Source organism: Micromonospora sp. CB01531 (genome assembly GCF_001905095.1).
Taxonomy (GTDB): domain Bacteria; phylum Actinomycetota; class Actinomycetes; order Mycobacteriales; family Micromonosporaceae; genus Micromonospora.
This window is the reverse complement of record NZ_LWLS01000062.1, coordinates 96,952-113,981: the sequence shown is the minus strand read 5'-3', so window position 1 is coordinate 113,981 and position 17,030 is coordinate 96,952. Positions and strand designations below refer to the sequence as shown.

Annotated in this window: 8 protein-coding genes; 7 read left to right on the top strand and 1 reads right to left on the bottom strand. The window is 73.1% G+C overall.

The genetic code is table 11. The features are described from left to right. Positions 1 to 73 precede the first annotated feature (73 nt). The gene (locus A6A27_RS14210; protein ID WP_073835063.1) at positions 74 to 1,912 is read right to left on the bottom strand and encodes a GTPase domain-containing protein; all 1,839 of its coding nucleotides are present in this window, start codon (positions 1,910 to 1,912) and stop codon (positions 74 to 76) included. 219 nt (positions 1,913 to 2,131) lie between these two features. On the opposite strand from A6A27_RS14210, the gene dnaK reads away from it, so the two are divergent. The 7 genes from dnaK (at position 2,132) to A6A27_RS14175 (ending at position 16,979) form a co-directional block, all read left to right on the top strand. Continuing rightward, positions 2,132 to 3,994 carry a molecular chaperone DnaK gene (dnaK, locus tag A6A27_RS14205; RefSeq protein ID WP_073835062.1) on the top strand — a complete coding sequence of 621 codons (1,863 nt, stop codon included), beginning with the start codon at positions 2,132 to 2,134 and terminating at the stop codon, positions 3,992 to 3,994. Positions 3,995 to 4,041: 47 nt separating this feature from the next. Beyond that, complete coding sequence (grpE, locus tag A6A27_RS14200) at positions 4,042 to 4,803, top strand: nucleotide exchange factor GrpE (RefSeq protein WP_073835061.1); 762 nt, start codon at positions 4,042 to 4,044, stop codon at positions 4,801 to 4,803. Between the two features lie 79 nt (positions 4,804 to 4,882). Further along, positions 4,883 to 6,064 carry a molecular chaperone DnaJ gene (gene dnaJ / locus A6A27_RS14195; protein WP_073835060.1) on the top strand — a complete coding sequence of 394 codons (1,182 nt, stop codon included), beginning with the start codon at positions 4,883 to 4,885 and terminating at the stop codon, positions 6,062 to 6,064. A gap of 28 nt (positions 6,065 to 6,092) precedes the next feature. Then, positions 6,093 to 6,533, top strand: a complete 441-nt coding sequence (locus tag A6A27_RS14190) for a heat shock protein transcriptional repressor HspR (RefSeq protein WP_073835059.1) — start codon at positions 6,093 to 6,095, stop codon at positions 6,531 to 6,533. A gap of 146 nt (positions 6,534 to 6,679) precedes the next feature. Then, positions 6,680 to 6,889 (top strand): hypothetical protein, encoded by a 210-nt coding sequence (locus A6A27_RS14185; protein ID WP_073835058.1) that lies wholly within the window; start codon positions 6,680 to 6,682, stop codon positions 6,887 to 6,889. Positions 6,890 to 7,126: 237 nt separating this feature from the next. Then, entirely contained in the window at positions 7,127 to 10,447 is a 3,321-nt protein-coding gene (locus A6A27_RS46820) for an AfsR/SARP family transcriptional regulator (RefSeq protein WP_073835057.1), read from the top strand. 139 nt (positions 10,448 to 10,586) lie between these two features. Continuing rightward, positions 10,587 to 16,979 (top strand): PKD domain-containing protein, encoded by a 6,393-nt coding sequence (locus A6A27_RS14175; RefSeq protein ID WP_073835056.1) that lies wholly within the window; start codon positions 10,587 to 10,589, stop codon positions 16,977 to 16,979. Positions 16,980 to 17,030 lie beyond the last annotated feature (51 nt).

Below are 17,030 nucleotides of genomic sequence, written 5' to 3'. Positions count from 1 at the left end.
CCACCTTCGTCTCCGGCCGACCCGGCCGGCCGGCGTCCCGACCGGGCCCCGGCCCGGCCTCCGATCGGCGTGCTCACCGGTGGCCACCCTGGTCGACGGCGGGCAGTACCGGCCCGTCCGCGCGGGTCAGGCCGCTGCGGTGCCGGGCCTTCTCCACCTCGTTGGCCGCCCGGCGCAGGTCGGCGCCGGCCTCGACGCCCGGGCGGGAGGCCTCGGTGCGGGCGAGGAGCCGGGCCGCCTCCTCCGCCAGCAGCGTGCCGACCCGGTCGAGCAGGTCCGCCCGGGCCTTGGTCGCCAGGTTCCGGACCGCCTGGTCCCCGAAGATCGCCTGCAGGACCGCCTGCCCGGCGACCGCGGTGCCGGCGCCGGTGGCGACCTCCAGCCCGGTCGGGATGAAGGCGGTGGAGGCGAACACCCCGATCATGACCGCCAGCCCGGTGGCGTTGACCGCGTACGCGGCCGTGCGGGCCACGAAGCGGCGCTCCCCGCCCTCGGCCCGGACCAGCTCCAGCACCCCGCGCTGCCAGTCGCGGACGAGTCGCTCGGCGCGCGCGGGCAGGTCGGCCGAGGCGTGGGCCAGCTCCGGTTCGAGCAGCGCCGCGCCGGCCGGGTGCGCCTTCCACCCGGTGTACGCGTGCTCCGCCGCCTCGGCGGCCACCCCGCGCAGCAGCGTCACGAGCTGGGACTCGATGGCCGTACGCAATTCGGCCGCGGGGGCCGGACGCCCGGTGAACCTGCCCACCACCCGGTCGCGCAGCCGACTGATCCGGGCTTCCAGGGTGCGGAAGAACTCGCCCGTGCCGACGAACTCCTGCCAGCGGGCCAGCACCTCGCCGCGGAGCAGCCGGCCGTCCTTGAGCCCCTCCGCGACGGTCCGCTCCGCCCCCCGGTACGCCGCCCGCACCCGCTCGTCCAGCGCGTCGGCGGCGGCCACCTGCTCGTCGGCGGCGTCGGCCAGCCCCTCCACGGCGGGGTGCAGGGCGGCGAGCGCGCCGTCCAGGGTCTGCCGGACGACGGCGGAGCGGGCCTCGGCGTCCGCCGCGAGCCGGGCGAACCAGGCGCTCAGCGGGGCGGTGACCTTGTCGGGGAGCAGCCCCTGCCCGTCGACCCAGGTCTCCGGCAGCACGAAGAGCGGCGCGGCGCCGAGGTCCTGGGCGGTGAGCATCTCCGACAGGTGGGCGGCGATCTCGTCGGTCGCCTCCGGCGGCACCCGGTCCAGGACCATGGCGATCACCGTGCCGCGGGCCCGGGCGCCGCGCAGCAGCTCCCAGGGGACGGCGTCGGCGTACCGGGCGGCGGTGGTGACGAAGAGCCAGAGGTCGGCGGCGGCCAGGAGCTGCCCGGCGAGCGCCCGGTTGGCGTCGACCACCGAGTCGATGTCGGGCGCGTCGAGGAAGGCCAGCCCGGCCGGGAGCGCGGGCGCGGTGACCAGGTGCAGCGTGCCCGGGTGTTCGCTCGGCTCGTTGGTCCGGGTCAGGCCCGGCAGCAGGTCGCCCCGGCGGAACCACGCGGCGTCGGCCGGGTTGCAGACCAGCACCGGCGAGCGGGTGGTGGGGCGGAGCACCCCGGCGGCGCTCACCCGCGCCTGGACGAGGCTGTTGACCAGGGTCGACTTGCCGGCGCCGGTCGAGCCGCCGACCACCACCAGCAGCGGGGCGTCGAGTCGGGCGAGCCGGGGCAGCAGATAGTCGTCAAGCTGGTCGGTGAGGCCGGCGGCGGCGCGCCGGGCCGGCTCCGCCGAGGGCAGGGTGAGCGGGAACCGCATCGCCCCGATCGCGGCCCGCAGGCCGGCGAGCGCGGCGGGCAGGCCCTCGGCACCGGAGGCGGGCGGGTCCTCCCCGGCGTCGGGTCCGGAGCGGGCTGCGACGGCGGGCGTGCCGGAATGGGTGGCGGAATCGCCATGCGTCGTCACCGCTAAAGCGTGCCCGACCGATGCAAGGGAAGACAACCGGACGGTAATAACGGTCAGGTTGCGTCAGGTCGACTCAACCTCGACTTGCGGTTTGCTGGCCGCGTGGCACTATTGAGTCCGGTCCACTCAACTTGTGGTGCGGTCGCTGCGGGCGACCCGCCGGGCAGCTCGCGGGCGAGGCCCCTGACCTGCTCACCGTTACGAAGCGAGGAAGCGAACATGGCACGTGCGGTCGGCATCGACCTCGGCACGACGAACTCCTGCGTCAGCGTTCTCGAGGGCGGTGAGCCCACCGTCATCGCCAACGCTGAGGGCTCGCGGACGACCCCCTCGATCGTCGCGTTCGCCCGCAACGGGGAGGTGCTCGTCGGTGAGGTCGCCAAGCGCCAGGCGGTGACCAACCCCGACCGGACCATCCGCTCGGTCAAGCGGGAGATCGGCACCAACTGGACCGTCGACATCGACGGCAAGAAGTACACCCCGCAGGAGATCTCGGCCCGCACGCTGATGAAGCTCAAGCGGGACGCCGAGGCGTACCTGGGCGAGCAGATCACCGACGCGGTGATCACCGTCCCCGCCTACTTCAACGACGGCCAGCGCCAGGCCACCAAGGAGGCCGGTGAGATCGCCGGCTTCAACGTGCTGCGGATCGTCAACGAGCCGACCGCGGCCGCCCTGGCGTACGGCCTGGACAAGGGCTCCAAGGAGCAGACCGTCCTGGTCTTCGACCTGGGTGGCGGCACCTTCGACGTCTCGCTGCTCGAGCTGGCCGAGGGCGTCATCGAGGTCAAGTCCACCAGCGGTGACAACCACCTCGGTGGTGACGACTGGGACCAGCGGATCATCGACCACCTGGTGAAGACCTTCCGGGGCGAGCACGGCATCGACCTGTCCCAGGACAAGATGGCCCTCCAGCGGCTCCGCGAGGCGGCCGAGAAGGCCAAGATCGAGCTGTCCGCCGCCACCACCACCAACATCAACCTGCCGTACATCACCGCCGGTTCCGCCGGCCCGCTGCACCTCGACGTGACCCTGAGCCGCGCCGAGTTCCAGCGGATGACGCAGGACCTGCTGGACCGGTGCAAGGGCCCGTTCGAGCAGGCCGTGAAGGACGCCGGGATCAAGGTCTCGGACGTCGAGCACGTCATCCTGGTCGGCGGCTCGACCCGGATGCCGGCCGTGACCGACCTGGTCAAGCAGCTCACCGGCAAGGAGCCCAACAAGGGCGTGAACCCGGACGAGGTCGTCGCCGTCGGCGCCGCCCTGCAGGCCGGTGTGCTCAAGGGTGAGGTGAAGGACGTCCTGCTCCTCGACGTGACCCCGCTGAGCCTGGGCATCGAGACCAAGGGCGGCATCTTCACCAAGCTGATCGAGCGCAACACCACCATCCCGACCAAGCGCTCCGAGGTCTTCACCACGGCGGACGACAACCAGCCGTCGGTGCTGATCCAGGTGTTCCAGGGCGAGCGGGACATCGCGGCCTACAACAAGAAGCTCGGCACCTTCGAGCTGACCGGCCTCCCGCCGGCGCCGCGCGGCGTGCCGCAGATCGAGGTCACCTTCGACATCGACGCCAACGGCATCGTCAACGTGCACGCCAAGGACCTGGGCACCGGCAAGGAGCAGAAGATGACGATCACCGGCGGCTCCTCGCTGCCGAAGGACGACATCGAGCGGATGCGCCGGGACGCCGAGGAGCACGCCGACGAGGACAAGCGGCGCCGCGACGAGGCGGAGACCCGCAACCTGGCCGAGGCGCTCCAGTGGCAGACCGAGAAGTTCCTCGCCGAGAGCGGCGACAAGCTGCCCAGCGAGAACCGGGACCAGCTCAACGAGGCGCTCGGCGAGCTGCGTAGCGCGCTCGGTGGCCAGGACATCGACAAGATCAAGGCGGCCCACGAGCGGCTGGCCCAGGTCTCCCAGCAGGCCGGTTCGCTGCTCTACTCGCAGCAGCAGGGCGAGCAGGGTGCGCCGGGCGCGGCCGGGCCGGATGCCGGGGCGACCGGTGCCACGGGTGGCGCGAAGGCCGGCGGCGCCGACGACGTGGTCGACGCGGAGATCGTGGACGAGGACAAGAAGTGACCTTCCGTCCCGGACACGAACGCACGGCAGAAGGATGAGGTAGCCGCATGACGGAGAAGCCACGAGCGGCCGACCCGGGCTCCACCGGGTCGGCGCCGGGTGGCTCGGCGACCGCCGGGCCGGGTGCCGGCGACGAGCCGCGGATCGTCATCCGAGACAAGCGCAGAATCGGTAAGACCACCGAGCAGCCCGCGGCGGACGCCGCAGCCGCGGACGCCGCGGCCGACGCACCCGCCGAGGGGCTGGTCGAGGAGACCGAGGTCGTGGTCGACGAGATCGAGACCGAGGCGCCGGTCTCCGGTCCGCCGGTGGTCGACGCGCCGGCCGAGCCGACCGAGGAGGTCGAGGAGGTCGTAAAGCCGGGCGGGCCGCTCGGTGCCGAGCTGGAGGCGCTCCGGGCCGAGCTGGACGAGCGGACCCGGGATGTGCAGCGGGTGTCGGCCGAGTACGCCAACTACCGCAAGCGGGTCGACCGGGACCGGGCCCTGGTCCAGGAGCAGGCGACCGGCTCGGTGCTGGCCGCGCTGCTGCCGATCCTCGACGACCTGGACCGGGCCCGCGAGCACGGCGACCTGGTGGGCGGGTTCGGCTCGGTGGCCGAGCAGCTCACCACGGCGCTGGGCAAGTTCGGCCTGACCGCGTTCGGCGAGCAGGGCGACCCGTTCGACCCGACCCGGCACGAGGCGGTGGCCCACCAGACCTCCGCCGACGTGACCGAGCCGACCTGCGTGCAGGTCATGCGCCGGGGTTACCAGCTCGGCGAACGGCTGCTGCGGCCGGCCCTGGTCGCGGTCGCCGACCCGGAGTAGTGCCGACCCGTGACGTCCCGCCCGCCCGCACCGGGCGGGCGGGACGACCGGGGTACGTCCCGTGGAAGGGGGTGGACGGGTGAGTTCCAAGGACTGGATCGAGAAGGACTACTACGCCGTGCTGGGCGTGGAGAAGTCCGCCTCCTCCGACGAGATCAAGAAGTCGTACCGGAAGCTGGCCCGGGAGTCGCACCCGGACCACAACCCCGGCGACCCGAAGGCCGAGGAGCGGTTCAAGGCCGTCTCCGAGGCGTACGCCGTGCTCGGCGACGAGAAGAAGCGCCGCGAGTACGACGAGATGCGGTCCCTGTTCGGCTCGGGCGCGTTCCGGCGCCACGCCCGTGCCGGCGGCCAGCCGGGTGGCATGCCGTTCGACGTCTCCGACCTGTTCGGCGGCGCGGCCGGCGGCACCGACACCCGGTTCGGTGGCGGCGGGTTCACCGACCTGTTCAGCTCGATCTTCTCGGGCGGCGGCGCCGGTCCGGCCCGCGCGCGCGGCCCGGCGCGCGGCCGGGACGTCGAGGCCGAGGTGGCGCTCGACTTCGAGGACGCGGTACGCGGCGTCACGCTGCCGCTGACGCTGCGCGCCCCCGGGGTCTGCGACACCTGCCACGGCAACGGCGCCAAGCCGGGCACCCAGCCGGTGGCCTGCCCGGTCTGCCACGGCGCCGGGGTGACGACCCGCAACCAGGGGTCGTTCAGCTTCTCCGAGCCGTGCCGCAACTGCCAGGGCGTCGGCACGATCGTCGAGGAGAAGTGCCCGGAGTGCCACGGCACGGGCGGGGTCACCAAGACCCGCACGCTGAACGTGCGCTTTCCGGCCGGGGTGGCCGACGGCCAGCGCATCCGGCTGGCCGGACGGGGCGAACCGGGCGAGCGGGGCGGCCCGGCGGGGGACCTGTTCGTCCACGTGAAGGTCCGCCCGGACGAGCTGTTCGGGCGCTCCGGGGACGATCTGACTTTGACCGTGCCGATCACGTTCGCGGAGGCGGTGCTCGGCACCGACCTGCGCGTACCGACCCTGGACGGGACGGTGACCCTGCGGGTGCCGGCGGGTACTCCGAGCGGCCGGGTGCTGCGGGCCCGGGGCAAGGGCGTCGTACGCAAGGACGACCGCGCCGGTGACCTGCTGGTCACCCTCGACGTGGTGGTTCCGGCGAAGGTGTCGGACGAGGCGCGGGCGGCGCTCGAGGCGTTCGCGGAACAGACCCCGCCCGCCGCGCGGGAACATCTCGACGCCCGGGTGCGTCGGTTCAGTTGACCAGTGAAGGCAGCGGAGGTGAGCGGGGATGTCGGAGGAGTTCGTCGGCTCGGGTGACCCTGCCTACGAGGCCAAGGTCCTGATGATCTCGGTCGCGGCCCGGATGGCGGGGATGCACCCGCAGACCCTGCGCCAGTACGACCGGCTCGGCCTCGTGCAGGCCGGCCGGGCGTCCGGCGGTGGCCGCCGGTACAGCGTCCGGGACGTGGTGCTGCTCCGCGAGGTGCAGCGACTCAGCCAGGACGACGGCATTAACCTGGCCGGGGTCAAGCGGATCATCGGCCTGGAACGGCTGCTGGAGGAGGCCCAGCAGCGGGTGGCCCGGCTGGAGGCGGAGTTGGACGCCGCGTACCGGCGGATCGCCGAGCTGGAGTCGCTGGGCCGGTTGTCCCGTGGCGACCTCGTGCCCACCAACCGCACCTCGACGGCGCTCGTCGTCTGGCGGCCACGCCGCACCGGCGACCGCTGATCCTGCGCTCCGCCGCCCGTAGCCACTCATTCCGTGCAGCTCCACGGGATGAGTGGCTGTTCCGCGCCCGACAGCCACTCTCTCCGCTAACCTGTGAATCAGGCCCAACCAACTCAATCCGGACTCCGCACTTGGCAGGGGGAGCCATGACGGAATCGGCGAAGAAGGTGGCGCAGGAGGCGGAGGACCGGCTGGAGAAGATGGCCGCGAACATCCGCGAGCGGTTCGATCGGATAACCGAGAGCCGCTTCACCGACAAGATCAAAGAAGGTCGCTTCGCCGACCAGTTGGACCACGGCATCGACCGGGCCAGGCTCGACGAGCGGCGCAAGAAGCAGGGCGGATCGACGAGCTGACGATCCGTCGACGTACGGGCCGGGACCCACGGGGGGTCCCGGCCCGTTCGCGTCTTGGCGTACGGGTCGGGACGCGGTTGATGCCCTCGCCTCCCGTCGTACTTGTCCTCCTGGCCGACCCGCTGGGTGTCGTGGCCCGGATCACCCGGTTGCCAGCCCGAATGGTCGAGCCGCCCGCGCGACCCGCTCTGGCAGCATGCGTCTGCCGGACGGTGTGCGACCGGCGGGAGGGACGAAGTGGACGGCGTGGCCGGGCAGCGGATCGATGGGCTCGTGGTCCGCGTGCTCGGACCCGTCGACGTGCGCGTCGGGAACGTGCCGCTCGACCTCGGTGCCGCCCAGCTGCGTACGCTGCTCGCCGCCCTGCTGCTCGACGTCAACCGGGTGGTGCCCGCCGGGACCCTCGTCGACCGGCTGTGGGCCGACAAGCCGGTGGCGAGCGCCCGGGGCAGCCTGCAGGCGTACGTCTCGCGACTGCGCCGGCTGCTCGACGAGGCCGGCGTGCCGGCCGCCGAGGTCCTCGCCACTCGGCCGCCCGGCTACCTGCTGGCCCTCCCCGGCGACGCCGTCGACGTGACCGGCTTCGAACGGGCCGTACGTGCCGCCCATGAGCTGCGCGACGCCGGCCGGTTCGCCGACGCCCGCCAGCTGCTCGACGAGGGACTCGCCCTGTGGCGGGGCCCGGCCTACGCCGACGTCTCGGTGCCGGCGGTACGGACGGAGGCGGTGCGACTGGACGAGGGGCGCTGGTCGGCCCGGGAACTCGCGGCCGAACTCGACCTCGCCGTCGGCCGGCATGCGCGGCTCGCCGACGAGCTGCTCGCCGCGGTGACCGGCGCGCCCCTGCGGGAGCGGCTGCGCGGCGCACTGATGCTCGCGCTCTACCGGAGCGGTCGGCAGGCCGAGGCGCTCGCGATCTACGTCGAGGGCCGGAGCCTGCTCGCCGAGGAGCTCGGCGTCGACCCTGGCCGGGAGCTGCAGCAGCTGTACGAGCGGATGCTGCGCCAGGACGCGGTGCTCGATCTGCCGGTCGCCGTCGGCATCGCCGCTCCGGCCCGTATCTCGCCACCCGCCGTGCCGGGTCGGGTCGCGCAAACCTCCGGGTCGGCTGGGGCCACCCAACCCGCGGCCCGCGGCCCGCAATCCGCCGAGCCGGCTCCCGCCGCCCCACCCGCCAGGCCGGCCCGGCCAACGGTCGCGCCGCCGACCCGGGCTCCCGTGGTGGGGCGCGACGAGGAACTGGCCCGCCTCGACACTGCGCTCGCCGCCGCCTGGGCCGGCGTCACCACCGTGGTCACGCTGACCGGCGAGGCGGGCATCGGCAAAACCCGGTTGGCGGAGGAGGCCGCGGTACACGCCACCGCCGCGGGTGCTCTCGTCGTGTGGGGCCGCTGCTGGGAGCACGAGGGCGCGCCGGACCTGTGGCCGTGGACGCAGGCGCTGCGCGACATCGTCGAGGACGGCCCGGACGGGAGGGAGTTGCTGTCCGGGCGGGCCGCCCCGGCAGCGCTCCTGCTGCCGGACCCGGACGCCCGCGACGCGGGCCTCGACACGACCAGCCCGGCCCAGGCCCGCGCCCAACTCGTCGACGCCGTCGTGGCGCTGCTCGCCGCGGCCGCCCGGCGCCGACCGCTGCTCGTCGTGCTCGAGGATCTGCACTGGGCCGACCAGGAGTCGCTTTACCTGCTCGAACTTGTCGCCGCCCACCTACGCGAGGTGCCGGTCGCCATCGTGGCCACGGTGCGGCTGCCGAACGACGTCGCCGACGACCCGAGCGGGCATCTGCTCGCCGGTCTCGCCCGGGTCGGGGCCCACCGGGTCACCCTCCACGGCCTCCGCGCGGAGGACGTACGGACGTACATCGCCGAGGCGACGGGTCGACCGGTGACGCCGGAGGTGGCGAGCGCGGTGGCGGCACGCACCGACGGCAACCCCTTCTTCATCACCCAGGTGGTCCGTCTCGGCGGCCCCGACGCGGTCCTCGACGACCCCGTCGTGCCACAGGGGATCCGCGAGGCGGTGGCCCGGCGGTTGCGCCGGGTCGAGCAGGCGGACCGGACGGTGCTCGAGGCCGCCGCGGTGGCCGGGCGGGTCTTCGACCTGCCGCTGCTGGAGGCGGTCTCCGGGGTACCCGCGCCGGCCATCGACGCGGCCGTGGACCGGGCCCTGCGCTCGGGTCTGCTCAGCGAGGAGGCGGCCGCGGTCCCGCGGTTCCGTTTCGCGCACGCTCTGGTCCAGGAGACGCTGCTCGCCGAGGTGCCCCGGTCCCGCCGGGCCCGGCTGCATGACCGCGCGGCCGCCGCGATCGAGACCCGGTATCCGGATCGCCTGCCGGAGCACGCGGCCGTGCTGGCCCACCACCTGGCCGCCAGCGGCACCGACCCCCAGCGGTGTGTCGAGCACACGCTGCTGGCCGCGGAACACGCCCGTGGCCGCTGGGGCTTCGACGAGGCCGAGCGGCATCTACGGGCCGCGCTGGACCGGATCGTCCTGGTGCCCGGCCAGCCGGGCCGGGAGTTGGAGCTGCAGGCCCGCACCGCCCTCGGTTCGCTGCTCACGCTCTCCCTGGGCTACGACGCGCCAGCCGTCGCCGAGCAGCGCCGCCTCGCGCTTGCGCTGTCCCGCGCGGCGGGCTCGGTGGACGACCTGCTCTCCGCGCTCTGGGGGATCTGGGGCACGGCGTTGGTGAGCGGGCGCATCGGCGACGCCGACCTGGCCGTGGTGGAGCTGGACCTGGCCGCCGTCGAGCGGGACGACGCCATGCTACGCATCGCGGCCCTGCACGCGCGGGGGCAGGTCCGCTGGCATCAGGGCCGGCTCGCCGAGGCCCGGGCGGAACTGGAGGCGTGCGTACCGCTCGCCGACCGGCACGCCGAGGCCGTGCGGCTGGACATCTTCCTCCAGCACCCCGCGGCCACCAGCCGGGGCTGGCTCTCCATCGTGCTGGCGATGCTCGGCCTCCGGGAGGAGTCGGGGCAGACGGCCGCGGCGGCGCGCCGGCGCGGCAAAGAGCTGGGTGATCCGTACACGAAGGCGTACCTGCAGGTGCTGGAGTCGTGGCGGCGGCTGTGGCTCGACGACGCGGCGGGCGCGTTCGACGCGGCGGCCGAGGGCCTCGCGATCTGCCGGGAACGCGGCTTCGCCCAGCTCGAAGCGTTCTCCCTCGGCCCGCTCGGCTGGGGCCGCGTACGCGGCGGCGATCCCGCCGGGATGGACGAGGTCCGGACCGCGGTCGAGGTGTTCGCCGGGGCGGGAGCCATGTTCAGCCACCTGCTGCTCGGGGTGCTTGGCGAGCTGGAACTGCTCGCCGGCCGTCCCGATCAGGCGCTGGCCACGATCGACCGGGGCATCGAGGCGTCGCACCGCAACGGCGAGGAGTTCTTCCTGGTCGAGCTGTACCGATTGCGGGCCCGGGCGCTGGAGCGGCTGGGTGACGGCGAGGCGGCGTCCGCCGCCGTGCGGCGTGGGCTGGAGATCGGGCAGCAGCAGGGTGCCGCCCTTTTCGTGGATCGGCTGCGCGGGCCCCGTCCGCTGTACTCGGTGGACCGGCCCGCCTGACCGCAGGTCCGAGGCGGTGGGCGAGGTGTCGCCCATCGCTTGCACGGTTCCAGCAAGCGCTCAGCAAGCGCGCAGCAAGCGCTGCGCAAGCGCCGGCTGACAGGGTTCGCAGGTTGCCTCACCATGCCCGGAGACCCGCATGTCCATCACCCTGTCCGCCCGCCGACGCCTCGCCGCGCTGCTCGCCGGCGTGGTTGCCGCGCCCCTGCTCTGGTCGGTGCCGTCACCGCTGCCGGCAGCCGCGGCCACGACCACCGCCATCCCCGCCGTCACCATCGTCGACCTCGGCAACATGGGTCGGCTCAACGACGTGAGCAGCTTCGTCGGAGAACTCAACGACGGTGGGCTAGTCGCCGCCGGGCGGTGGGTCGAGGGGGTCGACTCGCACACCAGCGCCCTGCTTCTCCAGGCCGGAAAGCCCCCGGTCGACCTGCATCCCCTCATTCGGACCGCGGGGGGCAGCACCACCCGGGACGTGAACGACGCCGGCGACGCGGTGGGCTTCTGGACCGCCTCCGGTGAGAGCGCCGGCTCGTTCCTCTACCGCGACGGCGCGGTCACCAAGCTCGACCTGCTGAGTGCGGAGGCGATCAGCGACACCGGCTTCGTCGCCGGGGGCGACTGGGTCCGGGACCCGCAGGGCAAGGTGCTGCGGCTGGGCAGCCTCGGCGGCGGGCAGACCCACGCCGACGGGGTCAACGACGCCGGCGTGGTCGTCGGTGTCTCCGACACCGACCCGGACCCGGACGTGCTGTCGCCGCGCGCTTTCCGGACGAAGCCCGGCGAGCCGATCTCCGCCGACGACGGCCTGGGCTCCCCGCTCGGCGGGCGCTCGCAGGCCTTCGACGTCAACAACGCCGGTCAGGTCGCCGGCTGGGGTGGCTCACCCGGCAGTGGCGGGCACCAGCCGGTCATCTGGCAGGCCGACGGCAGGCCGGTCCTCTATCGAACCAGCTACGGCGGTGAGATCAACGCGATCAACGAGGCCGGTGCCGGCGTCGGCGCGATCCGGATGCTGAACCTCACGTACGACCACGCGGCGCTGTTCCAGGACGGCGCGGTCACCGACCTCAACACCCTGCTGCCCGAGGGGAGCGGCTGGGAACTGGTCGCGGCCACCGGCATCAACGACGCCGGGCAGATCAGCGGCTACGGCCGCCGCAACGGCGACTGGGAGCGGCACGCGTTCATCATGGACCTCGGCGACGGGCCGGTGCTCGACAGTGTCCGCGTCGAGCACCAGGAGTACCCGAGTGGCACGTGGGTGGACGCCACCCGGAACGGCACCACCGACGGGAACACTGTCCGGGTGACCGTGCGGGCCACCAACCGCAGCGAGCTGGCCAGCATCACCTCCATCGAACTCGTCGACGCCGAGACCGGCGAGGTGGTGGAGAACGGCAAGCGGCTCGACGTGCTCGACCCGAGGGAGAGCGTGACCCGCCAGTTCCGCTGGGACACCGCCGCCCTGGCGTGGAATCGCGACGGCAGCGCCCACCCCGATCCGCGACGCCTGGTCGTCCGGCTGCGCGTGTCGGACAAGGTCCGCGACGCCAAGGAGATCCCGCTACTGGTGAAGCCGCGTCCGGTGATCCTGGTCCACGGCTACAAGAGCAACGCCGCCTCGTCCTGGGGCAAGTACCAGCCGTTCCTCGAATCGGCGCACCCGCTGCTGCACGGTTGGGCGGTCGGCGACGGGCAGGAGGTGGGCGTGCTCAAGACCGGCTCGCTGGACGCGCCGTTCGAGCGGACCAACACCGTCTCGGAGAACGCGCGGCAGGAGGCGGCCTACATTGAGGGCGTCCGGAACCGTACCGACGCCTGGCACGTGGACATCGTTGCCCACTCGATGGGCGGGCTCATCTCCCGCTGGTACGTGCAGGAGCTGATGCCGGAGTCGAAGGACTCCCGCCCGGTGATCAACCGGCTGATCATGATGGGTACGCCCAACATGGGCTCGCCCTGCGCGGACCTCGTCCTAGACACCGCGGCGATCGCCGGTGAGCAGGCCCCGCTGATGCCGGCCACCCAGCAGCTCAGCACTGCGTACGCCGCCACCTCGTTCAATCCGAACATCACGGACCGGCGCGGGGTGACCTTCTCCAACATGGTCGGGGTGGGACACGTGGTGCCCTGCTACTTCCACGGGGTTGGCGACGGCGTCGTCACCCGGGGCAGCGCCCGGTACATCTACGACGATGTGCCAGAGAGCGACACCTTCCACACCGGGATGACCGAGGAGGCCTCCGACTTCACCTCGTACGTCCTGCCCCGCCTGGCCCGCGACCCCCGGCAGAACGACACCCCGGACCGCACCAACCTGGTTCCGGGTGAGGACCAGGCCCCGGTCGTGGCCCCGCAGGGGATCGGCGCCGCCTCCCCGGCCGTCCCGGCCGGCGCGACGGTCGACGTCCCGCTCGACGTACCCACCGGTGAACAGGCCGGCGTGGTCGCCATGGCACCACCGTCGGTCGGCCTCACCCTGCTCGACCCGTCGGGCGCGACGCGCGGCAACTCGCCGGCTGCGGCCGACGCCGACCAGCCCTTCCGTGGGCTCGTCGTCGACGACCCCGCCGCCGGTCGCTGGACGCTGCGGCTGACGAACACCGGCAGCGGCGAGGTACGGGTGCCGCTGAGCGCCTGGATCGCCGGCAACCCGCTCACCGTCGAGGTGACGGCGAAGCAGGTCGCCGCGGACGGCACCGTGCGGGTGTCCGCCCGGTTCGACAACGACGGCACCGCCGTGCCGGGGGCCGACGTCGACGCGGTGCTGCTCGGTGAGCGTGGCGACCGCGCCGAGCTGGCCCTGCACGACGATGGCAACCACGACGCTGGTGCCGCTGGTGACGGGGTGTACGCCTCCAGCACGGTCCTGGGCGCCGGCCCGCACTCGATCGTCGTCATGGCGAAGTCCGACCGGGGCACCCGGGTGGGTCGTACCGCCATCGAGGTCGAGCTGGTCGACACCGGTTCCTACACCCTGTCCGCAGAGGCGGGGCCCGGCGGCCAGGTGACCGTCGAGCCGCAGCAGGACGAGTACCCGGCCGGCACGGAGGTGACCGTGCACGCCACGCCGAAGCCCGGCTTCCTGTTCCAGGGGTGGACCGTGGACGGCAAGCCCGCGGGCATGACCCGGGACCTGAAGCTGAAGATGGACCGGGACCACGTGGTGGTGGCCCGCTTCCTGACCTACGCCATCACCGATCTGGGCAGCCTCTCCCCGGACCCGCAGGACGCAGTCGAGGGTGTCGCGCTCAACGACAAGGGCCAGGTGGTCGGTCGGACGATCGTGGTCCGCCGGGACGGCAGCAAGACCGCCCGCGCCTTCCTGTGGGAGGACGGGACGATGCGCAACCTCGGCACCCTGCCCTGCACCACGAGCGGCGGCGAGGACGGGCAGTGCATAAGCTTCGCCGGCGACATCAACAACGACGGCGTCGTGGTCGGCACCAGCGAGGAGGTCGCCCGCGGCAGCGACCACAAGGACGGCTGGCACGCCTTCCGCTGGGCGGACGGCCGGATGACCGCACTGCCCAGCATGCCCGACGCGGTCGGCGGCGGCTTCGCCAGCGCGTACGGAGTCAACGACGACGGCGAGATCGTCGGTCACTCGATGGAGCAGGACCCCGACTGGGATTACCGGTGGTGGGCGGTCCGCTGGAACGCCTCGGGCGAGCGTACGGACGCCACGCAGGACATCGCGTTCGAGACCGCACCCACCCGGGCCGGCATCAACGCCTCCGGGGCGGTGGTCGGGCACGAGTACGTGCCGGACGGCTGGCGGGCGGCGATCTGGGCCGACGGCGAGGTCAGCCCGGTCACCGTCCCGGAATCCTGCGCGCGGAACAACGGCAGTCGGGCACACGACATCGCCGACAACGGCACCGTGGTCGGGGAGGTCTGCACCCTGCAGACCTACGGCCAGATGAATGCCTTCGTCTCCCGGGACGGAAAGACCACGGACCTCGGGCGGGGCATCGCGTACGCGGTGAACGAGTCTGGGCTGGTGGTCGGCACCGGGCAGACCCTCTCGTGGGACTCGACCGGCCGGGCCGTGCTCTGGCAGAACGGCGTCAAGTACGAGCTGGCCAGCCTGGCCGGCGGTGCGTGCCAGGGCGAGGGCGAGGCGGTGTACAGCTCGCCCTGTGTGGGCCTGACCTCGGCCGTGGACGTCAACGAACGTGGACAGATCCTGGTGAACGGATCGGTGACCACCCGCAAGCCCGGTGACCCGAAGACGGTGCTGCGGGTGGCTCGGGCCCTGCTGCTGACGCCGGTCACGGCGACCGCCGACCTCGACGTCAAGCAGACCGTCTCGGCGGCCACCACGGCCCCGGGGGCCCCGGTCACCTGGACGACCACGGTGACCAACGCCGGCCCGAACACGGCCACCGCCGTACACCTGGAGACGCTGCTGCCCGACGGCGTCACCATCACCGGCTGCACGGTGAGCACCGGGGTGTCCTGTGACGCCGACGCGACCCTGCGTTCGGTGGTCCTGCCCGAGCTGGCCGACGGGGAGTCGGTGCAGCTCACGGTGCGCGGCACGGTCGCGGCCGAACCCGACACCGCGCTGACCGCGACGGCGCAGGCCTGGTCCCGCCCGGTTCCCGACCTGCACCGCGACAACGACGCCGCGACGGCCACGACTCGAGTGGTCCAGCTGCTCGACAAGACCGCGCTGAAGTTCTGGGACCAGCGGCTGGGCTCGACCAGCTACCCGTCCGCAGTCACGCTGACCAACCGGCTCAACGTGCCGCTGCGGGTGGCCGGGGTCTCCGCGACCGGCGACTTCGCGGCGTCGACCACCTGCCCGGCCAGCCTGGCACCCGAAGCGTCGTGCCCCGTGCAGGTGACCTTCACGCCGGCCGCCCTGGGCGCGCGTACCGGCACCGTGAAGATCACCACCGAGGTGACCACACTGACCGTGGCGGTCGACGGTAACGGCATCGCGGCGAACGCCCGGCCGGAAGTGACGTCCCCTGACCCGGTGAGCGTGCCGGAAGGCTCCGAGGTCGTCCTCACCGTGCCGTTCACCGACGCAGACACCACCGACACGCACACCGCACAGGTGGTCTGGCCGCGCCAGCCGATGCCCGGACCGATCCCGGCGAAGGTGGTGGAGAAGGAGGGTCGCGGGACGGTGACGGCGACCTGGACGTACGCCGACAACTTCTCGGACACGGCGGCCGTGATCGTGACGGACAGCAAGGGTGAGGCGGGCTTCGCCCCCGCGCCGTTCACCGTGCTGAACGTCGCCCCGACGGTCTCGGCCGGGTCGGACGTGACCCTGGAGCCGGGCGGCACGCTGACCCGGAGCGGCTCGGTCACCGACCCGAGCCCCGTGGACACCGTGACCGCGACGGTGGACTACGGCGACGGCACCGGTGCCCAGCCGCTGCCGACCGGCCCGGACCGTACCTTCGCGCTCTCGCACGGCTATGCCGCAGCCGGCACGTACCGCGTGACGGTGACCGCCCGTGACGACGACGGCGGCGTCGGCACGGCGACCTTCACGGTGACCGTCCGTTCCCGCAACGAGGCACCCCACCTGGAGTGGATGCCGCCGGCCGCCACGCCGGCCGAGGGCGAGCCGCTGTCGATCCAGGGCTCGGTCACCGCCCCGGACGGCGACGTCGTCAGCGTGACGGTGGACTACGGCGACGGTACGGGCGAGGGGGCGACCCTGGGCCCGGACGGCCGGTTCGTCCTCGACCACACGTACGCCGAGGACGGTGAGCACACCATCGTGCTCCGTGCGGACGACGGCCGAGGGGGTACGGACAGCGCGACCATCCGGGTCGTCGTGCTCAACGCCGCACCGCGGGTACGCATCGACGCACCCACGTCGGGCCTGATCGTGCCGGTGGGCACGGAGGTGCGGGTGGCCGGGTCGTTCACCGACTCGGGCCGGGAGGACACCCACACGGCGCAGTGGCTGGTGGACGGCGTGGCGGTGCCGGGCACGGTCGTCGAGCGGGACGGTTCCGGAACGGTGGCGGCCACCCGGACGTTCACGACGCCGGGGGTGTATCCGCTGCAGCTCACCGTCACCGACGACGAGGGTGGCAGCGGGAGCACGGTCACGGTGGGGGATGTCGACGCGTACGTGGTCGTGTACGACCCGAACGGGGGCTTCGTCACCGGGGGTGTCCGGCTGACCGTGGGCGAGGAGAAGGCCTCCCTGGGCTTCGTCGCCCCGTACGGCAAGGACGCGACCACGCCGAGCGGGGAGACCCAGCTGTCGGTGCGGGCCACCGGACTGGATCTGCACAGCACCAGCTACGAGTGGCTGGCCGTCGAATCGGGCCGGGCGGAGTACCAGGGCACCGGCACGCTCGGTGGGCGCAGCGGCTATGCGTTCCTGGTGAGCGTGGCGGACGGCGCCGTGGTCGGCGGCCCGGATCGGATCCGGGTGAAGGTGTGGGAGATCGCGACCGGGAAGGTCGTGTACGACACCCAGCCTGGGGATCCGCTGACCGCGGATCCGACGACCGCTATCGACGGCGGGAACCTGGTGGTGCACCCGTAGCGGGTGCTCGATGACTGGCGGGGCGCACCGGGGGGGGTGCCCCGCCACCTC

Excerpts from the sequence above, each read along its gene's own strand:
- dnaK (WP_073835062.1), top strand. The coding sequence starts at position 2,132 with ATGGCACGTGCGGTCGGCATCGACCTCGGCACGACGAACTCCTGCGTC.
- A6A27_RS14175 (WP_073835056.1), top strand. The coding sequence starts at position 10,587 with ATGTCCATCACCCTGTCCGCCCGCCGACGCCTCGCCGCGCTGCTCGCC.
- grpE (WP_073835061.1), top strand. The coding sequence starts at position 4,042 with ATGACGGAGAAGCCACGAGCGGCCGACCCGGGCTCCACCGGGTCGGCG.
- A6A27_RS14185 (WP_073835058.1), top strand. The coding sequence starts at position 6,680 with ATGACGGAATCGGCGAAGAAGGTGGCGCAGGAGGCGGAGGACCGGCTG.
- A6A27_RS14190 (WP_073835059.1), top strand. The coding sequence starts at position 6,093 with ATGTCGGAGGAGTTCGTCGGCTCGGGTGACCCTGCCTACGAGGCCAAG.